The organism is Paenibacillus bouchesdurhonensis, from assembly GCF_900155685.1.
GTDB classification, from domain to species: Bacteria; Bacillota; Bacilli; order Paenibacillales; family Paenibacillaceae; genus Fontibacillus; species Fontibacillus bouchesdurhonensis.
This window is the reverse complement of sequence record NZ_LT732548.1, coordinates 1,706,621-1,728,937: the sequence shown is the minus strand read 5'-3', so window position 1 is coordinate 1,728,937 and position 22,317 is coordinate 1,706,621. Positions and strand designations below refer to the sequence as shown.

The 22,317-nt window shown below is 49.1% G+C and carries 16 protein-coding genes; 4 read left to right on the top strand and 12 right to left on the bottom strand.

The window, feature by feature from the left end; all coding sequences use genetic code 11:
- Positions 1–28 precede the first annotated feature (28 nt).
- Together CZ379_RS12265 and CZ379_RS12260 are read left to right on the top strand one after the other, a co-directional pair.
- Positions 29–1,600 (top strand): response regulator transcription factor, encoded by a 1,572-nt coding sequence (locus CZ379_RS12265; RefSeq protein ID WP_110931879.1) that lies wholly within the window; start codon positions 29–31, stop codon positions 1,598–1,600.
- Positions 1,601–1,615: 15 nt separating this feature from the next.
- On the top strand, positions 1,616–3,361 hold the full coding sequence (locus CZ379_RS12260; protein ID WP_110931878.1) for a sensor histidine kinase: 1,746 nt from the start codon (positions 1,616–1,618) through the stop codon (positions 3,359–3,361).
- 56 nt (positions 3,362–3,417) lie between these two features.
- On the opposite strand, the gene CZ379_RS12255 is transcribed toward CZ379_RS12260, so the two are convergent.
- From CZ379_RS12255 to CZ379_RS12235, 5 genes are all read right to left on the bottom strand, one after another.
- Positions 3,418–3,693, bottom strand: a complete 276-nt coding sequence (locus tag CZ379_RS12255) for a hypothetical protein (RefSeq protein ID WP_234404898.1) — start codon at positions 3,691–3,693, stop codon at positions 3,418–3,420.
- A gap of 105 nt (positions 3,694–3,798) precedes the next feature.
- Positions 3,799–4,737 (bottom strand): arabinan endo-1,5-alpha-L-arabinosidase AbnA, encoded by a 939-nt coding sequence (locus CZ379_RS12250; protein ID WP_110931877.1) that lies wholly within the window; start codon positions 4,735–4,737, stop codon positions 3,799–3,801.
- Positions 4,738–5,001: 264 nt separating this feature from the next.
- The gene (locus CZ379_RS12245) at positions 5,002–6,291 is read right to left on the bottom strand and encodes a galactokinase (protein ID WP_110931876.1); all 1,290 of its coding nucleotides are present in this window, start codon (positions 6,289–6,291) and stop codon (positions 5,002–5,004) included.
- Between the two features lie 19 nt (positions 6,292–6,310).
- On the bottom strand, positions 6,311–8,734 hold the full coding sequence (locus CZ379_RS12240; protein ID WP_110931875.1) for a beta-galactosidase: 2,424 nt from the start codon (positions 8,732–8,734) through the stop codon (positions 6,311–6,313).
- 183 nt (positions 8,735–8,917) lie between these two features.
- On the bottom strand, positions 8,918–10,975 hold the full coding sequence (locus CZ379_RS12235) for a beta-galactosidase (RefSeq protein WP_110931874.1): 2,058 nt from the start codon (positions 10,973–10,975) through the stop codon (positions 8,918–8,920).
- Positions 10,976–11,159: 184 nt separating this feature from the next.
- On the opposite strand from CZ379_RS12235, the gene CZ379_RS12230 reads away from it, so the two are divergent.
- The gene (locus tag CZ379_RS12230; RefSeq protein ID WP_110931873.1) at positions 11,160–11,999 is read left to right on the top strand and encodes an AraC family transcriptional regulator; all 840 of its coding nucleotides are present in this window, start codon (positions 11,160–11,162) and stop codon (positions 11,997–11,999) included.
- A 53-nt stretch (positions 12,000–12,052) separates the two neighbouring features.
- Here the strand turns inward: CZ379_RS12230 and CZ379_RS12225 are convergent, their stop codons facing one another.
- The 7 genes from CZ379_RS12225 to CZ379_RS12195 all read right to left on the bottom strand — a co-directional run bounded on the left by CZ379_RS12225 (position 12,053) and on the right by CZ379_RS12195 (position 20,920).
- Entirely contained in the window at positions 12,053–13,633 is a 1,581-nt protein-coding gene (locus CZ379_RS12225; protein ID WP_110931872.1) for an ABC transporter substrate-binding protein, read from the bottom strand.
- Positions 13,634–13,703: 70 nt separating this feature from the next.
- Positions 13,704–14,648 carry a carbohydrate ABC transporter permease gene (locus tag CZ379_RS12220; RefSeq protein WP_110931871.1) on the bottom strand — a complete coding sequence of 315 codons (945 nt, stop codon included), beginning with the start codon at positions 14,646–14,648 and terminating at the stop codon, positions 13,704–13,706.
- An 18-nt stretch (positions 14,649–14,666) separates the two neighbouring features.
- A complete protein-coding gene (locus CZ379_RS12215) occupies positions 14,667–15,587 on the bottom strand; it encodes an ABC transporter permease (protein WP_110931870.1) in 921 nt (306 codons plus the stop codon).
- A gap of 196 nt (positions 15,588–15,783) precedes the next feature.
- Positions 15,784–17,355 (bottom strand): response regulator, encoded by a 1,572-nt coding sequence (locus CZ379_RS12210; protein ID WP_110931869.1) that lies wholly within the window; start codon positions 17,353–17,355, stop codon positions 15,784–15,786.
- Positions 17,356–17,429: 74 nt separating this feature from the next.
- Positions 17,430–19,241 (bottom strand): sensor histidine kinase, encoded by a 1,812-nt coding sequence (locus CZ379_RS12205; RefSeq protein WP_110931868.1) that lies wholly within the window; start codon positions 19,239–19,241, stop codon positions 17,430–17,432.
- 190 nt (positions 19,242–19,431) lie between these two features.
- Complete coding sequence (locus CZ379_RS12200) at positions 19,432–20,331, bottom strand: anti-sigma factor (RefSeq protein ID WP_110931867.1); 900 nt, start codon at positions 20,329–20,331, stop codon at positions 19,432–19,434.
- The gene (locus tag CZ379_RS12195) at positions 20,306–20,920 is read right to left on the bottom strand and encodes an RNA polymerase sigma factor (protein ID WP_110931866.1); all 615 of its coding nucleotides are present in this window, start codon (positions 20,918–20,920) and stop codon (positions 20,306–20,308) included. Before CZ379_RS12195 ends, CZ379_RS12200 begins: the two co-directional genes overlap by 26 nt.
- A 234-nt stretch (positions 20,921–21,154) precedes the next feature.
- Between CZ379_RS12195 and CZ379_RS12190 the strand changes: the two genes are divergently transcribed.
- On the top strand, positions 21,155–22,315 hold the full coding sequence (locus CZ379_RS12190; protein WP_110931865.1) for a COG1470 family protein: 1,161 nt from the start codon (positions 21,155–21,157) through the stop codon (positions 22,313–22,315).
- The last annotated feature ends 2 nt before the right edge of the window (positions 22,316–22,317 follow it).

Here is a 22,317-nt window from a genome sequence, read left to right as displayed (position 1 = left end):
CAAAGGACTATACAGGTGAGGTGTAAACATGGAAGAACGCTCCGCAAACTATCGGGTCATGATCGTGGATGACGAAGCGATCCTACGCACAGGCATGCTGCATCTATGCAATTGGAGCGAGTATGGCATTGAAATCGTCGCCCAGGCTTCGAATGGTTTGGAGGCGCTCCAATATATAGAAGAAGTTCATCCGCATGTGGTCATCACCGACATTGTCATGCCAATCATGGATGGGGTTGAATTCGCCAAAATTATGGGCAAAGAGCATCCTGAAGTCAAAATCGTCGTATTGAGCAGCTACAGTGAATTCAACTATGTACGTGAAGTATTCAAATACGGGGTCACCGACTATTTGCTTAAACCTAAAGTCTCGGCTGCTGAATTGATATCGTTAATCCAGTCGTTATGCAGCGGCATCGATTTAAGCCAACAAGACCATCTTTCGAATAAAAATGATCCTTCATTGCTATTGGGACAATGGCTGGGCGGCAATAATAGCCCTATAGAGGAAGATAAACAAACTGAAGCAATGCTTGAGGAGCTTCGCGAGGATTTCAAATCCGAACTTTTCATCATCGCCAAAGCTAACACGAGCTTGCTGCTGTCGAGAACCAACTTTACCCAGAGCCAATTGGAGCAAAAGCTGCTCGAGCTGACCGTAGAGCATTTGTCTGGCCTGGATCATGCCCTCGTTTTCCTAAAAAGTGAATGTCTGCTGCTCGTCAATTATGAATCACGTCAATCCGTAGAGGTAATATCCGCACTGAAACGATTTGCGGCACAGGCATTGGAAGCTCTCTCCTATATCTCGTTCGTTCTATCGAAAGCCTTTGGGAGCCTGCAGCAAATTAAGGAGGAACATACTAGGCTCACTCCTTATCTTGGGAAGCTGCTATACTTTGCTGAGCAGGCGCTGATTGCTGAGGATGAAATCCTTGTGCAGAGCGAGAAAGTGGACTTTAATCAGGAGCATTTTACAGCGGCGCTGCGCAATTTCTCCATCGATGAAGCCGGCGCGCTATTGGAAACGCTTTTTTCAGAAATAACTGCGAGCATGGCCTATGATGAATATAGCCTGAAGCGGCTGTGCCAGAATCTCATTTACACCGCGATGAGTACGCTTGAGCAGTTGAAGCAGCCCGTAGCCGAGCTCAGTTCGTCCAAGCTGAAGTTGTTCAAGAGAATAGACCTGGCATTTGACATCAATGAGCTTGAAGGAATCATGCTGCATTTCCTGCAGGATCTAAAGAATATCCTCCCACGCTCGGATCAGCAGCAATCGCCGATTCTTCAGCAAATTTACGCCTATGTCCACGAAAACTATGCAAACGAGATTTCACTGTCTGAAATGGCCGACAAGCTGCATTTGAATTACAGTTACTTGTCCTCCTACTTCAAGCAGCGCACGAATGAGAATCTGACTTCCTACATTAATCGGGTACGAACAGACAAAGCCAAGGAGCTGCTTCTTGACTACAAATTATCCGTGTCGGAAATAAGCAGGTTGACGGGATTTTCGGATCACAATTATTTTTCTAAAGTGTTCAAAAAGATGACCGGAATGACCCCTGTGGAATACCGCAATCAAATTTCACAATAAAGATAGGTGTTCAACGTGCTGCGAAAAAATAGCATCTTTATGAAAATTCTTGTCCTGATGCTCTCGGGCATTCTTATTATTTCAATCCTGCTGATGCTCGCCTCCTCGACGATCTCGGAGCGTATTTTGCTAAATCAAGTCGTCAAGAATGCATCTGCGAATATGAACCATGTTAAAGACGAGCTGCTGAATTACAACGATCAAGTCGTCAATACGATGATGCAAATCAACAGCAGCAGCGAATTCAGGAACTACATTACAAGACCAGCGAATACGCCGCAGGAGCAAATAAATCTGGTCATGACCTTAGGCAAATACATTGACTTGTACAAAGACTATTTAAGTCCGGAGAAATCGCATATTATTGTATCTGCCCTGCCGGGGATAGGCGGCCGGCATTATTCGAGCAACGCCTTAAAATGGGACAAAATTCCTCAGGATATCGTTTCGACCTATATGACTGTTGACGGAACGATTCCTAACCTTATCAGGTACAACAGCAGCCCGGATTTATTCGTAGAGTCTGTCCCATATGATAACTATATTTTTGCTACTAAGCCGCTTGTCGACAGTGGAACAGGCTGGATGTACGGATATGCTGCGGTCGTGATGGATGAGCTGAATATTTACCGCAAATACAGTCCCTATATTTCCGAAGGCATCCATATTTCATTGATCTCTTCGGATGGCACGATACTGTCCAGCAGCCGCAAGGATTCTATCAGCAAGAAGAACTTGTCCCTTCTGTCTATGGCTAATCACGTGTCTCAGCAGGGGGGCGTTTGGTCAGATTCAGAGGACAAGCAGACCTATATATCCTACTATCTGCCGGAATTCAATGCGTATTTACTGGAGGAAATCAATCAGTTAACTGCCTTTGCACCTTTATACAACATTTCCACCGAGATTTTTATGGTCATCAGCATCGTACTCTTGATCACTATGCCGTTTGTCTACTCCCTAAGCAGACGAATTACCCGCCCACTGAACCAATTGGTCAAAACGATGCAGACCTCCAAAGGGGATAATTTGAAATTTCATCCCTTGAAGGAAGGCGACAGCTATGAGACGAACGTGCTGACCAAGGCTTACAATCGGATGATCCGAGAAATCGATCAGTATACCGATAAGCTGGTATTTGAACAGCAGGAACGCAGAAAGGCCGACCTTAATGCACTGCAAATGCAGATCAATCCGCATTTTCTATACAACACCCTGAGCTCGATTAAATATTTGGCAAAAATGCACCGCACAGATGAGGTGGATCAAACGATCGACAGCCTGATTTCGATGCTGCAGAGCACGCTTGGCTCGACCGAGGATTTAGTGACCGTGGAGACCGAAATAGAAACCCTCAAGCACTACGTGTTCATTAACCAGATCCGATACGGGGAACAAATCGGGGTTCATTATGAAATAGCAGAGGACTGTGGGCAGCTTCTTGTTCCCAAGCTGATCATTCAGCCTTTTGTGGAGAATGCTTTTTTCCATGCTTTCCCGGGACTCGTAAACGGGAATATTCATATTTTTATACGCCGACTTGAAGAGAATTTAATGATCGAGATCATGGATGACGGGGTCGGCATGTCCTCTAGCGTCGATCAGATGAAGGAAAAGAAGAAACATCACTTATCCGGGATCGGGATCAATAATGTCCACGCGAGGATTCAGTTGTTGTTCGGATCAAATTACGGCGTACAAATCGAAAGCGAGGAAGGGTACGGTACGGCGATCAAAATTACGCTGCCGGTTATGGAGTAAAAAAAGGAAGCTATCTGGTTTCAGGCCGCTAGCTTCCTTTCTCTATGAATATTAAGCTAGAACTGCATCCCCCACAGTTGATAATTCTTCTGAGTATATATACCCGGATAGGAGGACGAGCGGACGATATCGATCTTATCCCAGTATTGCGAAGTATGGACAAAATAATAATAACCGTCCGTATGCTTCATCACATGCGGGTCTGCCGAGGAATAAGGCGCGACTGGATTAATAAATGTGGTAGAGGCCGCGCTGGCTTGCAGGGGAAAGGAGGTGAGAATTAGCATGCAGGCCAGCATAAAACCGGCACGCCATTTATTTTGCATTTTCATAAAATAAAACCTCCTATAAATGAAATCTCTCCTTTTGCAGTTCTAGCAGGCTCAAACCATTCAAACTTCAGCTTCCGTACGTCAATGACGTGTTCAAAATCGATCCTAATACGTAGGCCAGCCGCTGGAGTCCCAGTTCAAATCGCTGATGAGCAGCTTCGGATTGCCGTTATCATTCCGGTCATAAGCGTGCCTTGCAATCACATTGTTATACACATGCTGTCCGCCAGGGCCTGCCCATCGCGTATTGCCCGCATCGAATACCGTTCCTCCGCCGTTCATCATATCTACCCCGTTCTTATCCTTGTAAGGCCCGGTGATGCTCGTTGATCGCCCAGCGACGATTTTATAGTTGCTGTTCGAGCCTTGGCAGCAATTATCAATGGAAGCGAACATGTAATAATAGCCGTTGCGATATACGATAGACACGCCCTCAATTCCATTGCTCCGCTTGGCGATCGAATAGAGGCTGCCTGTTGGCTTCATCGTCGTTTTGTCGAGCTTTGTGATCTTAATGCCACTGAACCAGGAGCCGAAAGCCAGCCACGGATTTCCGGATGCATCGATGACCAGATTTGGGTCAATCGCATTGTAATCCACAGAAGGATCAGATTTAATGACAAGCCCGTCATCCCGCCAACTGCCCGCCCCTACACTCGTTGCCGAAGTAAGACCGATCGCCGAGGTATTTTTGCCGAAGGTTGAAATCGAATAGTAAAGCCATACCCGCCCGTTGTAAAGCTGCACATCCGGTGCCCATACATCGTTGGTAGTCATGTTCGGCACATAGGTTTTCCACCAGGAAAGCGGGGTCAAGAAAATTTGGGGAACACGGTACCAGTTGGTGCCGTTATCCGATCGAAGCACTTGTATGCCCTGTCCTGTTGAGAACGTATACCAGGCCGAGCCTTCCTTAATGATGGACGGATCATGAACGCCGACATCCCCTGTCAGGTTCCAATGCGCCGCAAGCGCCGTACCAACAGCCGAACCAAGAATAGCCACGCTGCAAATGATCGACAAAAGCAATTTCCGATAACGCATTTAACATTCCTCCATTGGATATAAATTTGCTGAGAAAAATGATAACGCTTTCCTCAAACTACAATATACTATAAAAGTAAATATTTTGGAATAATAAATTTAAAACAGTATACATTTATTTAAAATGATATCCCTAAAAAAAGCAGCCACCCTAGAATTTCTCTAGGATAACTGCTCCTGTACGAACTAGTACTCCACAAAAATATAATCCCTTATGCCTACCCATCCGCGCTTCCTTTAGTTTGTCCTCGGGTTCGCTCAACCCTAACCCTCCAAATCCAAACAGATAGCTCCTTGCTCCCGTACGTTGATAATGAAGGTGGAGGTGCCAATCGTCTCTTTAATAAATTGGGCATACTTCGGTGCTTCTTCATTTGGAAGTATCGTCAGTATCACTCCGGCAAATCCTCCGCCATGTACGCGGCAGGCCCCTTTGCCGATCGATTTCAAATAAGATTCTGTGAGCGCCAGCGTCACCGTAATGCCTTGATGACGAACATCGGTTTCCTGATAGCAGTTCTGCAGCCACTTCCAGGAGGAGTTCCCCGAATCCGTGATCAGCTCCAGGAATCTGTCCAATTGTCCGCCCTGCAAAGCTTCTACCTGGGCATCCACTCGATCATTCTCTGCAAAAAAGTGCAGCGCCCGCAGTACTGCGCGGTCTCCGCATTGCTCGCGAAGGGAATTCAAGTTGCGATAAACATCCTCCGGTGAAAGATCGCGGCAAACCTTAGCGCCAAGCGCCTTGGCTACGGCATGCATTTCATTCGGCACAGCGGCGTAATCCTCTGTCAAATCGGCATGATTGCCGCCCGTATTCACAATGACCAAAGAGTAGCCGCTGCTTTGAAAATCATAGTCTACCGGCTGAATGACAGGCTGCTCTGGATCTGCGAAATCAATCGTAATGAGGCCCCCGTAAGCGCAGGCCATTTGGTCGAGCAAGCCGGATGGCTTGTTCCAGTACTTGTTCTCCGCATATTTGCCGATTTCGGACAAAATGACGGCATCCAATTTGGACTCATTATAGAACGTGTTCAGGATGCTGCCGATCAGCATTTCGAACGAAGCCGAGGAGCTGAGTCCCGATGCGGGAATGACATTGCTCGTAATATAGGCTTTAAAGCCGCCTACTTCATAGCCCATTTCCTTAAACCCGGAGACGATGCCGCGAACAAGCGATAAAGTGGAAGCCTCGCCCTCAACCGCCTCCTGCTGCGTCAAATCAACCTCAAATTGTCCCGGATAGCCTTCCGAAATAAATGTAATGACCGGCTCGTCCACCTTCACGGCTGCTGCAATGGTGTCAAGATTTATGCTGCCCGCCAGCACCTTCCCCTGGTTATGATCCGTATGGTTTCCACCGATTTCGCAGCGGCCGGGTGCGCTGAATAAAGCCAGCTCGCCATCTCCGAAATGCCCCTTAAAAGATTGGATCAATGCGCTGTATCGAGTAATTTGATCCGATAGCTGTCCTTCCCCGTACATTTTGGACAGTAATGTCTTTGCAGTGCTGCTTTGCAGCCTTTCAATGGTTTGCTCTGCATTTAGCATATTGAAGTCCTCCTGTCTCCTACAACTTTTTCATTCTGCTCGTCACCGCGACGCGATATACCGGCTCAGCCGATACCTGATGAAATTCCGCCGTCTGCTCTCCCTCAAACAGCTGCTCCACCGCCATAGCCGCGTCTTGTGCCACATTTATGACTACTTCGCGGAGCGGTGTCGTTTCCAGTACGATTTCCCCGCCCTGAATAGCCTCCTTGAACCGCGACAAACCGATCTCCCATAGGGCTCCATTATAGAAATGATCGTGAAACAACCGGCCCTCCGAGAAAGCGTAGCCGACATTCCCCGTATAATTGATCTTCAGGAGTACATCCTCTACGTTGTCCAGTATACCTTGATCTAAGGAAACCAGCATCTTATGATCATGAATGCGATTCACTTCCATTTTAATCTCTTTGGCCGGAATCTGTATATGACATGTTTCAAACCAGCCTTCCCGCTGGGCCGAAATACGACAGTCCTTTTCCTCTATCAGCCACTCCTGCTCATCCACTTCATGCTGATACTCCCGGAACGAAAATTCATGCGCGCCATAGCTGAAAAATTCAAGTCCTTCGGCCGTGCCGACGAGCGGTGTTCCCGAGAAAAGAAGGCGTCTTCTGCTTTTACCTCGTGCTGTGGCTGATACCAACTCTACTCCCGATTCGTCTTCGCTTCTTGCTGTCCTTGTCTCCACTTCCCACAGCTTGAAGGCTTCCTCGGATGCCATCGCATAAATACGGGTCTCGCTCCCGTCCATGCGATGAATGCGAATCATCGCCGATGCGTCATGCGGCACGACGATACAGTAGCTTCCGTCTTCTAGCTGTACCGTCCCCGCATCGCACTCGATGCTTCCGATACCGTCTGCAGCCAGCACGAATTCCCCATCGATTCCTTCCAGCATAGCAAAGAAATAAGTACTTATTTCTCCCGAATCCGTCACGGTTACAGGCTGAGCCGTTGCATAGCGCAAAAGCAAGCCGGACAGATCAAATTGAAACGGCAGGATAAACGAAGCGTTTTTCCGGACTGTCAATGAATTGGACTGAGGCAGGACAAGATCTCCCTCCGGCAATTGAAGGACAAACTGCACCTCGCTATGCTCTTTCATCTCGACATGATCCTGATAGTTATTCACAAATACAAATCCAGATTTCCCGTCTGTACGTATGGCATAACGCAGCACATCTGTGTTCTCCGGCGTAAGCCCGGTCGCTCCCTCGGGCAATACTGTAGACGTTGAGGCAAGACGATCCCCAAATGCTCTGAGAAAATAGTGCAGAAGGCGAAGCTGGTGATTCGAATCCCGAATTTGGCCGAATTCCCCAATCGGAGCCTGAAAATCATACGTAATCCGCGGGGTTGTGCTCTCGTTCATATAACCATCCCGGCCTACCGGATTCGTTCCGCCATGAAACATATAATACCCGATAAAGTTGCAGCCCCCCGCGATTTTCATCAGGCTCATCGCAGATACGCTCTCCGGCTCCACCTGAAAGCGGGACAAATACCAGGTCTGCATGCCCCCGCCCATTTCGCAGCAGGCAAACGGATATTTTTCCTTCGGGTACGGCGGCGAAAATTCCCCGGCTACCCCTTCATCATGATAGCTGTCGAATAAATACTCCCGCGTCGGCTGCTGCAGTTGATCTTGCGCGCTGATACTCCAAGGCGTATAGGCATAACCGCCATAGAGCGGCAGCACCTCATCCTCCAGCACCGGTGCCCCGCCCCAGCCCGTACTCGTATAAATCGGAGCTTCAAGCCCTGCTTCGATCGCCATTTCCTTCAGGTGCCGCATATGCTTTACCCCTTCGCTGCCCCGGCTGCCTCCGCTTAAATACTCATCTCCCTGCTTCGCAGTCAGTTCCCAGAGCGCCGCGGCGGCATTAAGCTCGTTCTCCAGCTGAATGCCGACAACGGGCCCGCCGTCCTTGAACATCAGCCCGGACGCTTCCCGTCCGATTTCCGCATATAAACGACGGACATAATGCAAATATCCCTCATCGTTCGAGCGCACATCGAACGTTCGGCCAAACAGCCAGTCCGGCAGCCCGCCGTTGCGCACCTCTCCATGACAGAAAGGCCCGATGCGCAGAATCACGTAAAGGCCGCTGTGCTGGCACAGCTCAATGAACTTCCGCAAATTGCGGTTCCCCTGCCAATTGTAGACCCCTTCGATCTCCTCATGGTGATTCCAGAAAATATAAGTCGCAAGAATATTGATGCCCGATGCTTTCATCTTGTTGATTTCGGCTTTCCAACCCGCTTCTGGATAGCGGGAATAATGAAATTCACCGCAGATGGCTATAAACGGATCTCCATTCAATTCCATATAATAATTAGTGAAGCCGATTTCATCTCCAGCAGGATTGCGTCCGCCCAACCGTAAGGTGGAGGGGCGTATTTCTTTAGGCATAATCTTGGCACGAATGGAATATTGCATCGTCAAAACTCCTCTCACAGCTATAATTTTGGAACTGCCAATTACCAATTCAGAGAAGACAAGCCGGGCATTCGCTCCGGCTTGTTATGAGGCTATATTTACAATTGACTCTACTCTATTCTTTGGCTTAAGGAACGCCTCAGTCCCCAGCGGAGTGGAATAACGTTATAATACCGCTCGATCTTATGCCAGGCGCTTCAACACAACTACTCCATGAACAGGCAGCGCAAGCTCCCCGCTTACAGCATCGCCCGTTTCCATGTTCGTATAAGAGCGCTCATCCAGCTTTACGCGCTGCTCCTGTCCGCTGAAGTTCATTACAAATACATAATCCGATTGTCCATCCGTTCGAACCTGGGCGGTTACACCAGCTGGCAGTTCCGTATGAATTGCCCGCTCAACGCCTGCCGCATCTACAATTTGCTTATAGAACTCCCCGAGGAAATCGTCCTTGAGGCGCGTTGCCATATGATAAGCGCGGCCTTCTCCAAGCCGGTTCACGGTTAGTGCTGGTCTGCCCGCATAGAAGCTGTCCGTGTAAGTTGCCAGAACCGAGGCGCCTTCCGTATGAATCAGCTCACAGATTTCATGGGATTCGAAGCTGCCGTTGAAGCCTAGCTCATTGCCCTCGGCCATCGCTATGCCGTTCCGTTCATGATCGTACAATCCCTCAATCTCTTCCGCCCAGATGCCAAGCGTCTTGCGCAGCGGCCCTGGGAACCCGCCAAGATGGCATAAATCATACTCGTTGACAATACCGGACCAGTACGTCGTAACCAAGGTTCCGCCGTTCTCGACGAACTTCTCCAGCTTCTGCCCCGTCTCCTCCCGGCACAGATACAGCATCGGAGCAACGATCAGCTTATACCCGGCGAAATCATCCTCAGAGCCGATAATGTCCGTCGGCACACCCTGCTCCCAAATCGCACGGTGATGCGCGATGACCGTTTCCTCGTAATGGATGCCTGCATTGCGCGGCCCCTGCGCATCCTGTACTGCCCAGCGATTATCCCAGTCAAAGAGAATCGCCGTCTTCGCCGGAGTGGGCGTACCCGCAATTTCCGAAATATCGGCAAGCGTGCGTCCCAAATCCGCGACATCCTTAAACACTCTTGTATGTTCATGCCCAACGTGATCCACGACCGCCCCGTGGAACTTCTCGCTGGAGCCTCTGCTCTTGCGCCACTGAAAATATTGTACGGAATCCGATCCATGGGCAACCGCCTGCAGAGAGGACAGCTTATGCATGCCTGGCTGCTTCAGTTTGCTGATCGGCTGCCAGTTTGTCAGGCTTGGCGTGCTCTCCATCAATAGGAACGGCTTCTGCTGGAGCGAACGGTACAGATCATGCCAGAACGAGATCGAAGCGCCCAGTTCGATATCATTTTTATAATCATGCCAGGTCGGATACACGTCCCAGGAAATCACGTCGAGAATTTTAGCTAATTTCCGGTAATCTAGCCCTTCGATCATGTGCATATTCGTCGTTGCAGGCAAGTCAGGGTTCGCCGTCTTCACAGATTTAATTTCGTGATCGCAGTAATCCGTCATTTGATCCGTCACGAAACGGCGCCAATCCAAGTTCTGGCCATGAACCATACTCTCGCCATGCGGAGCAGGCGACTCGATTTGGCTCCAGTCCGTGTACTTATGCGCCCAGAAGGAAGTCCACCATGCAAAGTTAAGCGCCTCGAGCGTACCGTATTTCTCCTTCAACCATGCCCGGAATGCATCTTGGCAGTAATCGCAGTGGCAATCCCCGCCGAGCTCATTTGAAATATGCCAGCCGATGACGGCGGGATGATTCCCGTAACGTTCAGCCAATTTTCCATTAATAATAGCCGTTTTCTCCCGGTAGACCGGCGATGTATAACAGTGGTTATGCCTCATCCCGTGCAAATTGCGGACGCGGTTTGCTTCCACGCGCAGCACCTCAGGGTATTTCGCCGACATCCAGGCTGGACGCGCACCGCTTGGAGTGGATAACCAGGCATAGATCCCGTTCGCCGCGAATGAATCCAGCACCTTATCCAGCCATTCGAACGTAAAAACCCCTTCCGTTGGTTCAAGAGCTGCCCAAGAGAACATGCCCAGCGCCATCACATTGCAATTCGCGAGCTTCATCATGCGAATATCCTCTTCCAGCACCTTTGGATCATGCAGCCATTGATCCGGGTTATAGTCGGCTCCGTGCATTAGAACAGGAAGTTTATCACTAATAGGCGGAAATTTCTTAGTCATCGCTATATCTCTCCTTATAAATCGTCATATTCACTTATCTACCTTTGATAATAGACCAAAAACCGCTTATACTCATAGAACATATCCATCTAAAAATCGTCCTATCTTATCATTGAGCCATTTTTCCAGCATTAATCTCATGGGCAAACATACCTATTTCCTGATAATGGAGGTCGCATTCATTATGATGCCTTTTCTGCTTGCCGAATTCACAAATTTGGAAGAAATACTCCCCCTCTATGTTTACTGCGTCGGAAGCCATGAACAAAAACATTTGGAGCGCCCCGAGGGGTATCCTGCGCATCAGCTGTTTTTATCCAGAAGCGGCCAAGGGATCTTTCGCATCCATGGCCATGCCGATATCCTATTGACTCCCGGCACGGCCTTGCTCCTTCCTGCCAACCAGCCGCACGCCTACTTTCCGTATGAATCGGCGGAAAATTGGGATTTAGGCTTCGTCGCCTTTGATGGCAATGCGGCAAAATCCCTTCTTGAGCAAATGGATCAGCTCGTACTAACTGTTCTGCAGGTGCCCAACTTTGAGCTGCTCTGGAGCCAACTGGAATCTCTATGGCAGCTAATCAGTCTCAACGGGGAACAGGCTTACTGGGAAGCCTCCAAGCGCATCTACGGCATGACCATCTCCCTGCTTGAAGGACAAACCAGCGATAAGAAAATCCTGAAGGGCGTCACTTCATCTGGAAGTCCACAGCCTGCCCTGCAGGCTGCGGTAAAGCTAATTCACGATCACTATAACGAAAGACTATTACTAACGAATGTAGCTCGAGCCGCCGGATATTCGCCCCAGCACTTTCATCGTTTGTTCATAACCAGCTACGGTATGACGCCGCAGCAGTACATTTTACAATTGCGAATGCGTAGAGCGACCCAGCTGCTTCAAGAGAATCCTGCTATAACAGTGGAGAGCGTCGCTGAGAAGCTCGGCATGGAGACAAGCTATTTCATCCGTATGTTCAAACGGACTTATGGAATGACCCCAAAAAAGTATAAAGACCAGTACTGATGAGATTAAAAAGGCTGCCCCAAACGCTTCGTCTGGGGCAGCCTTATATTCTGCTATTTCTGTTCTGCCATGAAAGCATCTACCTGGCTCTGCATCTCGGCCTCCACCTTATCGATGCCCGCCGCCTGCAGCTGCTTGATCAATTCTGCCTGGCCTTTTTCAATATCCTGAATCAGACCGTATTCAAGCGGAATCGCATAGCGCAGCATAACGTTGCCAATGTTTGATACTTCGTTCTTCACTTGACTATCGTCGAAGACGAACGTTTCCAGCGGATAATGGTATACCTTTTCCTGCCACTGATTAAGCATTTCGTCAGCTTCCTTCGGATACGTTGTATCCGTGCGGTTCAGCAGGGAATTCCATCCCCAGTTGGAGAAGCCTGTATAGTTCGTGGAGCTTGGCCCAGGCGTAAATTGATCGTCGCCTACCGGCTCAAAGTGCTTGCCAACGATGCCATACATCGTCAAATCATGAATTTCTTTATCGTTTTGAAGCAGGTCGATCAGCATCAGCGCACGCTCTGGATTTTTGGAGGTAGCATGGATTGCCATCCCGTTTTGCGTCGAAACCGCCGCTGATTTCATTTTGTCCGGTGTCAAATCTACGACCACCATCTCATACTCCGGCTTATCCCGGCGAGCTTCCGCCACGTTGAACGCAAGAGTACCCAGGTTCTGCGCACGGGATGCGAACTTGCCGGCCTTCATGTCCTGCCATACATCGTTTTTGTAGCTGATGACGTTTTTGGACCATGCGCCGTTATCAACCAAATCTTTATAATATTTCAACAATTCCGTAAATTCAGGCGTATCATAAACGTTAAATACTTTTCCTGCTGGATCGTCCATTTTGAACGCGAACGGCACGTTCGGATCTACGACCTTCCAGTTGTTCTGCTGCTCGAGCAGTACCTCGTCCAGTTCGTGCCATTTCCAGCCGTCGCCCGGCTTGGCGCCGAAAGCTCCCATTCCCTTTTCATTGGCGGCAATCGTCTTGAGGTAAGTCGCATACGTCTCAGGGCTGTTCACCGGTTCAAGATTATATTTCACGCGCAAATCCTCGCGGATCAATACTACTTTATCTACGACTTCGTTACTATTCTGAGGCACCATGTATATTTTACCGGATACCTTCGCCTGCTCCCAAGCAGCCTTCGGAAGTGCTTCCCACGTTTTTGGCGTGTATTTTGCAAGCATATCCTCCGTCAATTCCAGGAAGCCGCCGCGAATTGCCTGATCGTTGTAAAATGCCCAGTTTGCGGTGTAGGCGATGTCAAAATCCTCATTAGCCGCGAATTTCAGCGGATATTTCTGCGTCCAGTCCGACCAGTCGAGGAACTCCGCTTCGACGGTAGCGTTGATTTTTTCCTTCAACAGCTTATTCAGCTCGCCAAATACCTCTTCATAATCCACCGGCTTGCCGCCGACGAGAAGCATCTTTAATTTGACTTCCTTGGATGTATCAATCTCATCTGTCACCTCTGTGCTGTTTGCTTCGCTATTTCCTTTACCGGCGTTAGAGGCGCCGCTGTTCTCTGCCGCATTCTTGCCTCCGCCGCAAGCGCTTAGCAGCGTCGCCAGCATCAGAAAAACAGCCAATAGAAGTGTTACCGTTTTTTTAGTCTGTTTCATGGCATTTTCCCCCAATCAAATAATGTATTCAAGAGTACAGCTATATATTGATAACCAGGTTTCCCTGTGGTCATCCTTTGACGGCACCGATCGTCAGCCCTTGAACGAAGAAGCGCTGTATGAACGGATAAGCGATTAGAATAGGCCCCGTAGCAACGATGGTCATTGCCATCTTCAAGCTTTCTGTCGGAATATCAATGTTCATGGCCACCCCGGATTCCATCATCGCCTTCCGCATCCCGTCCATATTGCCTAACAGCCGGTAGAGATAATACTGCAGCGGCATCAGGTCGGATTTCGAAATAAAGAGCAGGGCGTGATACCAATCGTTCCAGTAGGCTAAAGCAATGAACAAACCAATCGTTGCCAGTGCTGGCTTGGAGAGAGGAATGATAAGCTTCATGAAAATCAGGAAATCGCTAGCTCCATCTATTTTAGCCGATTCAGTAATCGCCTCTGGGATGCTGCTCATGAACGACTTCATCACAATGATGTAGAACACGTTCATTAGCATAGGCACAATCAGCACGACCAAGGTATCCTTCAGCTGCAAATAGTTGACGATCATTAAATACCAAGGGACGAGCCCGCCGCTGAACAAAGTCGTAAAAAAGAAGAAGAAGGAAAAGTGGTTTCGCCACTTGAAATCTTTTCTGGACAGAACATAAGCCGTCATCGAGGTCAGAAATAATCCGACCGCTGTACCGATCAAGGTCACGCTGATTGTCACCCCGTAAGCTTTGAGCATATCCGCAGGATACTTGAACAGAATGCTGTAGGCCTCCAAGGAAAATTGGGTAGGGATGATTTGGAACCCATGCTCGATAATCATGCTTTCCTCGGTGAACGAGGAGGAGATAACCAAAATAAAAGGAAAGATGCAAAATAGCGCTAAAATGGTGAGTAACGTATATCCGATAGCCGCGAGCAGCAGACGATCCGAAGTTTTCCCCTTGCCTTTATGCCCCCGGATTTCCGGATCGAAGCGACGGGGATTTGCTGTTGTCGCACTCATAGCCTCAGGCCTCCCTTTCTAGAACAAGGCACGATCCTTGTCGTATTTGCGCACCGCATAGTTGGCTAACAGAATCGTCGCGAATCCTAGGATGGATTGATAGAACCCTGCTGCCGCAGACATGCCGATTTCATTGGATGATGTTAACGAACGGAACACATAAGTGTCGATGACGTCCGTGGACGAGAAGAGAAGTCCGTTATTACCGACCATGTTGTAGAACATGCCGAAGTCTCCTCGGAATATATTGCCGATTGCCAGCAGGAACAAAATAATGACCGTAGGCATGAGATTCGGTATGGTAATTTTCAGAATTCGCTGAAAAATATTCGCCCCGTCAATTTCCGCCGCCTCGTACATTTCCGTATCGATGCTCGTGATCGCCGCCAGATACATAATGGAACCATATCCCAGCGCCTTCCATGCCGACACCACGATAAGAATCAGCGGCCAGTAAGCGGCCGTGTTATAAATATCGATAGGCCCGAGACCGATCGATCTCAGCATAACGTTCAGTGTGCCTACATCGTAATTAAACAAGTTGTACGCGATAGCCCCAACCACGACCCAGGAAATGAAGTACGGTAGGAATAACACTGTCTGGGTTACCTTGCGGAACCATTTGCCGGCTACCTCGAACAGCAGGATCGCCGTAACAATCTGCAGCAGATTGTTGATAATAATGAACGCGATATTATAAAGTGCCGTATTGCGGGTTACGCGCCAGGCATCTCCCGATTCCATGAAAAATCGAAAGTTCTCCAATCCGTTCCACGGGCTTCCGAATATGCCCCCTTGATAGTTGAACTGCTTAAATGCAAGAACGATGCCTGCCATAGGTATATAGGCAAACAACAGGAAAAACAATACAGCGGGGGTGAGCATCAGCAGCAGTGCTCTATATTTCTTGAGATCGCTGAAAAAACCGTGATTTTTCATGTCTACTCCCCTCTCGTAATCTCTTTTTATCTCTAATTACCTTACTTTTAATTATAAAGGCGCGCCTCTGGTGTGAGGATTCAGGCAAACAACAAAAAGTAATACTAATTCACCGATTGATGAATCATTCCAGAAAAAAAACCCCGGCCTTTAAGCCGAGGTCAATTCATCTTCCTATTTTGACTGCGTTCCTAAGCTAGATTTTGTTCTTTTTCCTGTACTCCCCGGGCGTCATTCCCAAGCTCGCCTTGAATTGCCTGTTAAAATAAATAATGTTCTTGTAACCCATAATTTCTGCCACTTCATATACCTTTAAAGTCGGATCACGCAAAAGCTCGCAGATCCGGTTTATCTTGCACTCATTCAAATATTCGCTAAACAGCATTCCCGCTTCTTCCTTGAACAGATGCCCAAGGTAATTCGGCGTAAAATCAAAATGCACCGCTACCTCTTTCAGTGTTATCTTCTTCTCCAAATTATCCTCGACATAATTCATAATCTCATCGATCAATTTGCGCTTCTGCCGCTGGCGCTTTACGTATAGCTTCTCCGACAGTTCAAAGAATCTTCGCCTCAACCACGAGAGGACATCATGCACGGTCTCGAACTGAAATAAGACATCAGGCTGATGCGATTCCCACTCCAGCAGCTCGTACAAATTCTCGTTACGCTGCAGCAATTCGGCGTGAAGACTCGATGTAATGCGAATAATGAGCTCATATACATCCTTCTTGCTGGCGTGCGGCATGTCTTTATAAAGCAGCTCCAGTAAACAATCGTCAATCACGACCAGGTCGTAATCGATGATGGCCCCGAGCATCGTAGAGACAGCATCATCAACCGGAGTCCCCGGTGTCCCCTCCCCGGATGGTTCCGTCGCATCGCGCAGCAGACGATTTTTGCCAAGCAGCCATTTTGCACTTAATGCAGCCTGTGCCTGCTGGAAAGACTCATACAAGCCTTGGGCGTCATTTGCATATTTTCCGACGCCTACCGTCACCGTATAAGCCGTCGTTTGCGCAATCTCATGAATGAGCTCATTCAGCCGCTTCAGAAATAACTCCTCGGAAACCGAGGACATAATAATCAAACGCGTTTGCCGGGGAATAATCAAAGTGCCAAGCTCTGTATTTCTCGCCAGCGATTTAATCATCTGTACAATTGTTCGGATCTCGGTTCTTCTAACCTCCTCGGATAAATCCCGCAGCTTCCATTCCAAATCATCAATCTCCACCAGCGCCGCAGCGGTGCCGTCTAGCAATAGCGGATCCAGAATATTACGCATATGCGACTCGGCAGAGCCGGAATCCCCGTGCTCGAACCAACGCAGCAGCAGTTCCTCGCTAACGAGAGACAATGTCTCGGAAAAGGTACGGGCCTGCTCCTTCTCCCGCTCTATTTCCTCGTAAAGCTTATTCAATAGCGTATATAACTCCTTGTCCTCAACAGGCTTCAGCAAATAATCGCAAGCGTTGATTTCGATCGCTTCCCTGGCATAATTAAAATCTTCATGTCCGCTGATAAAGACGACCTTGACCTCAGGATTGATCGCCTTGGCTTTACGCGCAAACTCGGTACCTGTCATAATCGGCATCCTGATGTCCGACAAAATCAAATCAACCCGCTGCTCCTCCAGCACCTTTAGGGCTAAAAAGCCGCTGTTTGCCGTACCTGCTACATGAATATCCAGCCCGCTGGCGAGCACCCTGCGGCGAAGCCACTCCAAATCGATGGCCTCATCGTCAACCAGCAATACATTTACACTCATTTGGCGAACTCCTCTCTAAGAAGCAATTATCGCAAACTAGTCGCTAATCCATGGTCATACCAACTGCCCCGAATTTATAAATAGGGCGCCTCCAGCACTTCAGTCCTATCCTCGGGCTCCCCGTGATCGATTGGCAGCAGAAGACGGACTGTCGTTCCTGCTCCATAGATACTGGCGATGTAGATACCATACGCTTCCCCGTACCTGAGCTTAATGCGATCATCCACATTTTTCACGCCGTATCCCCCAGCCAAGCTGGGGCCAGTCATCAACTGCTTGACCTGTTCGGGACGCATCCCCACCCCGTTGTCGATAATTTTCAGCTCAATACGGTCTTTTACGCGACGTCCCGTGATCCGAATCGCAATCGTTTCTCCAAACCAGGCATGCTTAAAAATATTCTCTACGAATGGCTGCATGATCAGCTTAATGACCTGATAGTCCAATATCTCGGGCTCCACATCGACATACACCGTGAACGTGTCTGCATATTTAACGCGCTGGATCTCCAGGTACGTCTCGACTTGCTCCAGCTCCTTTTTCAAATGGATGTGCACATTTCCTTGATTCAGCGTTAGCCGATAGAAGCGGGAGAGGCCTTGAACCATCTCCGTTACTTTGCTGATTTCCCCCAGATTCGCCAGACTGTTAATCGTCGATAGAGTGTTATATAGAAAGTGAGGATTGATTTGCGCCTGCAGCGCTTCCAGCTCGGCCTGCTTCTTCTGAACCCCTTGCCAATATACGCTGTCAATCAAATCTTGAATATTCATCGCCATCATATTGAATGCATCGGCAATCCGCACGAACTCATCATTGCCGGAGAAGCGGATACGCTTCTGGAAGTTCCCTTCCTGAAACGAACGGACAAGCATGACGATCCGGGTCATTTTTCTGCCGCTGAGCCTGGCTACCATAAATCCGATCAAGGTCATCACGATAAAGCTGATAGCGCATACGCCCAGAATAACCCTCTGAAGCTTTCCGGCGTCTTTCGTTAAATATGCCTCAGGCACGACTGTTTCGATGGCAAAATCAGTTCCCGGAATAATTTCGTGCAAACTTAAATAGGAATCTCTACTGCCTTTCTGCTGTCCTCGTCCCGCCTGTTTCGCTTGACCTCTCTGCTCTGCTTGTCCCACTTGCCCCACCTGTTCCGCTTGCCCGCGTTGATATATCCGCTCCCCCGTCACCTGATGGATTAACCGAACCGTAATGCCTTCTTCCACCGGAAAGGTAGCGAAGTTGGCGAACAAATCATCCAGGGAGACGATAATTCGCACAAAACCGATGATCGCCCCGTAATCGCTGTATGAGACGAGCTTGCGAATATGGGAGATGTTATCCAGTTTTTTATCGGTATCGATTTGAATCCAGATGTTATCAAGATCCGAATCCTTGTAGGATTTGTACCAATTGGTAAATTCAATGTCGCTGAAAGGCAGGATATAATAATCGCTTTGCTTGATCGGCTGTTCCAGATTGTCGCCGGTTATAATGATCATGTCGCTATTGGGCGTATACAGCATAAAACGGATATTGTTGCCGAACAGCTGCAGCGGCGAAACGATTTGGGGGATGACCTCGTCCATCATCGTCAAATACATGTCCAGCGGCTCTCCTTTTTTCTGCAGCGCTCTTTGAAAAGCCTCACTGCCGAACAGCGTATCCGACATGCGCTGGATTTCATCCATCTGATACTGGATACTGTCCCTGGCCTGCTCCATGCCCGTACGAATATTCGTTTCGGCCATTTCCGTCCGCGATTCCGTCAGCATGGTATAAGAAATATAACCAATGAGCACGTCCGTCAGCAAAACGAGCAGCAAATAAGGGATCATCATCTTGTAAGTGAACGGCATGTAACGTTTCTTCATGTTGGACATCGCTATGACTTCCCCTTTAATCATTTTGGTCTGGTCTATTTATCTTTATCGTGATCACCTATGCTCTATTGAATATCAGTTTAACAGGAAATTAAAAAAAGACATCGTGATTTCTCGAATCCCCGAGCTCACAATGCCTATGCATGCCACAATGCCGGTTCGGCGAGGCGAATATTCCGGCAATCATATTTTAACGTTTCATATCTACCCATACCGCTTCGGGCCCGGTCTGCACTTGGCTGCCGCCTTTCGGCTCCAGGCTAATGATCAGACGCTCGGCTTCGCCGGCCCCATACCCATGGTAAAAGCTTTTTCCTTGCGGATGCGGTATGGAGAGAATCCCCGGGCTGCTCGCCTCATTCTTCATCTCCAGCCAGATCTGATAATCCTTCTCCACAACGGAATGCAAACCATCGACGACGATCAGCACTTCACCTGATTCCCGCTTCAGCCAGACCATGCCCTCTCCGTAATACGGCGGATGAGGCTCGATGATAAACTGCTCCGTATGAGCGCTTTGAATGAGGTGGATTTGTTGCGAAATATCCCGCTCAAGCTGGCCATGATCCCCTCCGACCCAGCCTTGCGGCCGGAGTGAAAACAGACCGCATATGAGCATGAATACCGTTATCCCACCAAGCGCGCCATAGGTATAACCGCTGCGATGGGCAGACCACTTTTTGCGTAGTGATCGCAGCCTGAAAGATAGGAGCAGCCGACCACGCAGCCTTCGCGGCGGATGAGATAGTGAATGTGGCAGCCCTTGCGGATGCCGTTCACCATTACTGCTTGCGCAGTCAAGGCTTCGCTCAGCAGCCCCGGCGACATCTGCCTCCTGAGACAGTGCATTGCTGCTTGCGTAATCAGGGCTTAGCCCCAGGCCGGCCTGACCCAACAGCTCCGACCATTCGTTAATCATCACATCACAAATCCGGCATTGATTCCGGTGCTCCAGTATTTTTGCTTGTTTTCCTGGCGGCAGCTGCCCCATAACGAAATCCACCAGCTGCTCCTCCGTGAATAAGCCGCAAAGCTCCGCCTGGGCATCAGGCAATTCCAAGGGTTTATTTGTGAAATTCATCTTGTGCATACGACTCCACTCCCCCTCTCAGCCTGCCCGGGGTCATCTCATCCAGCCGCCGGCGCAAATTGCGGATACCGTAGCGGATTAAGGATTTAACCGTTCCAATCGGCTTCTTCATATGCTCGGCAATTTCGCGGTGCGATAGCTGCTCGATATAGCTCCCGTGCAGCGCCATCCGCTGCATCGACGGAATAGCCTGCATCGCCTCCTTCAGCTGCTCCATCTCCCACTTGCGCAGCGCCTCATACTCGGCGGATTCAATTCCTCGGCTCCAGAGAATATCCGCTTCCCGATTTATCTCCCATTCTTCTGCAACGGACACTCGCTGATGCTTCCGCAATCGATCCATGGATCGGCTGCGGGTGCGAACCGCCAGCCATGCCTCCACGCTGCCACGCGCAGGATTATAGCTGCCTGCCTTGTCCATAACTTCCATGAATACATCGTGACATACATCCTCGGCCTCGACAGCATCCATCATCCATTGTTCGGCCATTCTGTAAACCATCGGAGCATATGCATCATAAAAACGGCCGAAAGCAGCAGCCGACCCCTCCGCAATCTCCGCCAGCCATAATTCAGGGCTCTCCTTCATAGCCCATTCCCTCCTTGATCATAACCGTTTTCTTAGGATCATATTGGGGCCTAACCTTATTAGGGCCTATCGTTTTAACCGTATTGTAGCAAATAAAATTCGCTTTTTTGCCTGATTAATGACATTTTAGCTGATTTTAAGCAAATATTTAGCTGATTTTAAGCTTTCTATAAATCCAAACGAGCATCTTCCATCGTACTTCTTATGAACAAATATTCGAGGAGGGTTTATACAATGAAACCGTTGGGAAGGAACATGAAACTGTTGAGCCTATTGCTCCTGCTTGCGCTCGGAGCCGGCCTGCTCGGCGGAATGCCAGCATCTGCTGCCGGAGGAGTCACGCTTTATTCGGCGTACACTTCGATTTCCGTCCCGCCCGGCGAATCTCTGGATTACAGTGTCGAGGTTATCAACAACACATCTGATGTAGTTACAGTGCCATTAGAGCTCCAAAATTTGCCCAAGGACTGGACCGCTACGTTGAACAGCGGCGGCTGGCAGGTGAAGGAAATGTCCGTTAAGCCGGGCGAATCCAGCTCCGTCTCTCTAAATGTGACGGTTCCCTTACAAATAGACAAAGGAACCTATCGCTTCGAACTTGCAGCCGGTTCTGCAGCGCGCTTGCCATTTACAGTAGAAATTACGGAAAAAGGAACCTATCAGACCGAGCTGACGACAGATCAGGCCAATTTGCAGGGTCCTTCCGATTCCAGCTTCACTTACTCGCTCAAGCTGCAAAACCGTACGGCGGATAAACAAAACTACGCTTTGCAGGCTCAGGCCGACCCGGGGTGGAACGTAACCTTTACGGCCGGAGACAATCAGGTATCCTCTGTCGAGGTAGAGCCTGGGGCAAACCAATCCATCACCGTTAAGGTACAGCCGCCGGAGCAGGTGAAGGAAGGAGCTTACAGCATTCCCGTCAGCGCTTCTAATCAATCGACCTCTTCCGAGGTGAAGCTGGAAGCCGTCATCACAGGTACCTACGGACTAGAGCTGACTACACCAAGCGGATTGCTTAGCACGAATGTTACCGCAGGCGGCAGCAAAACCATCGACCTGCTGGTTAAAAACACCGGTACCGCCGATCTTTCAGACATTAACCTTAGCTCGAACGCGCCGGTAGACTGGGAGGTCAGCTTTAGCCCGAAAACGATCGACAAGCTGGCGGCCGGGCAATCCACCACTGTCGAGGCCAAAATAACGGCAAGCAAAAAAGCGATTGCCGGAGACTACGTCACTGGCATGACAGCCTCATCTCCGGAATCCAGCTCCTCGGCACAGTTCCGTGTTGCCGTGAAAGGCTCTATGCTCTGGGGCTGGGTCGGAGTGCTTGTCATTGCAGCGATCCTTGGAGGCATCTACTATCTGATTCGTAAATACGGGAGGCGATAACC

Excerpts from the sequence above, each read along its gene's own strand:
- CZ379_RS12205 (WP_110931868.1), bottom strand. The coding sequence starts at position 19,241 with ATGTCCAACATGAAGAAACGTTACATGCCGTTCACTTACAAGATGATG.
- CZ379_RS12265 (WP_110931879.1), top strand. The coding sequence starts at position 29 with ATGGAAGAACGCTCCGCAAACTATCGGGTCATGATCGTGGATGACGAA.
- CZ379_RS12245 (WP_110931876.1), bottom strand. The coding sequence starts at position 6,291 with ATGCTAAATGCAGAGCAAACCATTGAAAGGCTGCAAAGCAGCACTGCA.
- CZ379_RS12255 (WP_234404898.1), bottom strand. The coding sequence starts at position 3,693 with ATGAAAATGCAAAATAAATGGCGTGCCGGTTTTATGCTGGCCTGCATG.
- CZ379_RS12190 (WP_110931865.1), top strand. The coding sequence starts at position 21,155 with ATGAAACCGTTGGGAAGGAACATGAAACTGTTGAGCCTATTGCTCCTG.
- CZ379_RS12210 (WP_110931869.1), bottom strand. The coding sequence starts at position 17,355 with ATGAGTGTAAATGTATTGCTGGTTGACGATGAGGCCATCGATTTGGAG.
- CZ379_RS12235 (WP_110931874.1), bottom strand. The coding sequence starts at position 10,975 with ATGACTAAGAAATTTCCGCCTATTAGTGATAAACTTCCTGTTCTAATG.
- CZ379_RS12220 (WP_110931871.1), bottom strand. The coding sequence starts at position 14,648 with ATGAGTGCGACAACAGCAAATCCCCGTCGCTTCGATCCGGAAATCCGG.
- CZ379_RS12225 (WP_110931872.1), bottom strand. The coding sequence starts at position 13,633 with ATGAAACAGACTAAAAAAACGGTAACACTTCTATTGGCTGTTTTTCTG.
- CZ379_RS12230 (WP_110931873.1), top strand. The coding sequence starts at position 11,160 with ATGATGCCTTTTCTGCTTGCCGAATTCACAAATTTGGAAGAAATACTC.
- CZ379_RS12250 (WP_110931877.1), bottom strand. The coding sequence starts at position 4,737 with ATGCGTTATCGGAAATTGCTTTTGTCGATCATTTGCAGCGTGGCTATT.
- CZ379_RS12215 (WP_110931870.1), bottom strand. The coding sequence starts at position 15,587 with ATGAAAAATCACGGTTTTTTCAGCGATCTCAAGAAATATAGAGCACTG.
- CZ379_RS12240 (WP_110931875.1), bottom strand. The coding sequence starts at position 8,734 with ATGCAATATTCCATTCGTGCCAAGATTATGCCTAAAGAAATACGCCCC.
- CZ379_RS12200 (WP_110931867.1), bottom strand. The coding sequence starts at position 20,331 with ATGCACAAGATGAATTTCACAAATAAACCCTTGGAATTGCCTGATGCC.
- CZ379_RS12195 (WP_110931866.1), bottom strand. The coding sequence starts at position 20,920 with ATGAAGGAGAGCCCTGAATTATGGCTGGCGGAGATTGCGGAGGGGTCG.